The organism is Atopobium deltae, from assembly GCF_001552785.1.
GTDB classification, from domain to species: domain Bacteria; phylum Actinomycetota; class Coriobacteriia; order Coriobacteriales; family Atopobiaceae; genus Atopobium; species Atopobium deltae.
The window spans coordinates 1-1,773 of the sequence record NZ_KQ959498.1 but is presented as its reverse complement, the minus strand read 5'-3'; the positions used below and the strand labels follow the sequence as shown (position 1 = coordinate 1,773).

The following is a 1,773-nucleotide window of genomic DNA, read 5'->3' as shown; positions in this document are numbered from 1 at the left end:
TCTGGGTTGGAAAGATGAGGGATGTCATTGTCAGAAGGGGTATATTGAGATGGATCAATCTTGAGATCCTGGGAAGAAGTAGATCCCTCACGCTGTTGATTTACTTGTTCAGCGCCATCCCTTTCAACGACTTCAAGATGGTCTGCCAAATCAAAAACAGCTTGATCATGCTGAGGAAATAGCTTTTTTGATCTGTAGGTCAGCTCAAGCTTTGGCGCTTCTGCGGTAGCATCAGAACAAGCAGTGGCTACCACAGGAAATAGACTTCCAGGAGAGACACACTCTCGAATGTCTCGGTTAATTACACTTTTTGGATAGAAATAATCGTTTCCGAACTCAATAGCTAAGCACGCTGGACTATGACCAACAATTTGTCGGCAGAAAGATTTACAAAAGCCCTGGAATCATACAAGCCGATTTGAAGAGGAATCTTTGGCAACTTAAAGACTTTGTGTACCGCTTCGATTTTAACCTCAAAATAAAACCTGCCTTGATTTTGGTGAGAAAAAACAAAGTCTTCTTGATAGCTAAGATGCTGCTGAAGCGCCTTTTTATAAAAATCAGAAGCGTTAACTCTGTATTTATAACTTGGCAAACACCCTACTAGGTGAGCAAAGTTTTGAGGTTGAAAAACAACCTTTTCAAAGTCAATGCACCCAGACTCATTAGGGTAAAACAGATATACCGCACGATTACAAAGATTGGCTTCATAAAGTTGCGCAGCGTTATAAATGTTAGTTAGATCTTTGGTTGTGCAGACAGGATTACTAAACAGTGGCATTTATACCACCGCCAAAAAATTTAAAGAGGGCATTATCACAGCCGTAGCATAGTGACGAAACGCCCTCTTATGGACAGTTACATGTCTGCCATCCGCCGACAGCTTTGCCTGTTTCGGTTGTAAGGTGGGTAGTGTTCTGTCGCCAGAACTATCTCGCAGCCCACTCTCTCTGCTCAAGCTGCGTTTCGCATGCGTTTCCACACACTTACGGTAATCGCAGCGACCGTCAGATTGAAACGTGCTGCCCACACGTGATTTATCTGCATTGTAGCACATGTGGGAATTTTTGATTTTTGACATGAATAGATCCTTTCTATAGACTTTTCAGTAAGGACTTGTACAAGCAGCGCAAGCCTTGAGTTGCGTCATTAGTGAAGGCAAGTCCTTTTTTCATGCCTTTAAACTGTTACTTTTTCCATAGCTGCACAGCTTGCAGCTGTTTGTTTTTTCACCTCGTCAAAGCTGTAGCGCTTGGGTGAGGTTTTCATCTTCACAGCTCCAAACCTTCGGCATTTTTCGCATCACGCCCTACTTGCTGTATAGCTGTTAGGGGTTCCCCTAGGCTTTCCACATCCAACGTCCCCATGAAGGCATCTTCGAGCTCTTGTTTTGTCATCCTGCGTGCAAGTTCTGTTTGAGCTATCTCTTTGAAAGTTTTAGGAAAGTCCTCTAGGATTAAGCGTTCAGCTCCTAGGTCTTTTAACTCGGAAAGTCTGAAGTATCCCCACTCAGGCTCATAACCCACAACAAGCCCGAAACCATCCCCTGTCTGTTTGTCATACTCGGTTAGATACCAAGTCCAGGAACTTTTGAAGGGAATGATGTAGGCAGCGTGCACCACTTTGTCTGCAAACGCCGCATCTTCTTGACCATAGATCTCAGGTACATTTTTTAAGATCTCTGAAGGCATCAAGTTGGAAGGGTTTTTGTGGGAGTAATACTTTTCAGCCATGGTAGGTTCCTTTCTAGAGGGTTAGATCCTGTTGGGGAGT

Annotated in this window: 3 protein-coding genes; all 3 read right to left on the bottom strand. The window is 43.7% G+C overall.

Annotation, left to right across the window (positions count from 1 at the left end):
- Positions 1-254, bottom strand: a 254-nt coding sequence (locus tag HMPREF3192_RS06925) for a hypothetical protein (RefSeq protein ID WP_197414562.1), incomplete at its 3' end; no start/stop codon positions are given.
- Positions 255-343: 89 nt separating this feature from the next.
- Positions 344-781 carry a PBECR4 domain-containing protein gene (locus tag HMPREF3192_RS04120; protein ID WP_066305672.1) on the bottom strand — a complete coding sequence of 146 codons (438 nt, stop codon included), beginning with the start codon at positions 779-781 and terminating at the stop codon, positions 344-346.
- Positions 782-1,271: 490 nt separating this feature from the next.
- The gene (locus HMPREF3192_RS04110; protein WP_066305669.1) at positions 1,272-1,733 is read right to left on the bottom strand and encodes a hypothetical protein; all 462 of its coding nucleotides are present in this window, start codon (positions 1,731-1,733) and stop codon (positions 1,272-1,274) included.
- Between the last annotated feature and the right edge of the window lie 40 nt (positions 1,734-1,773).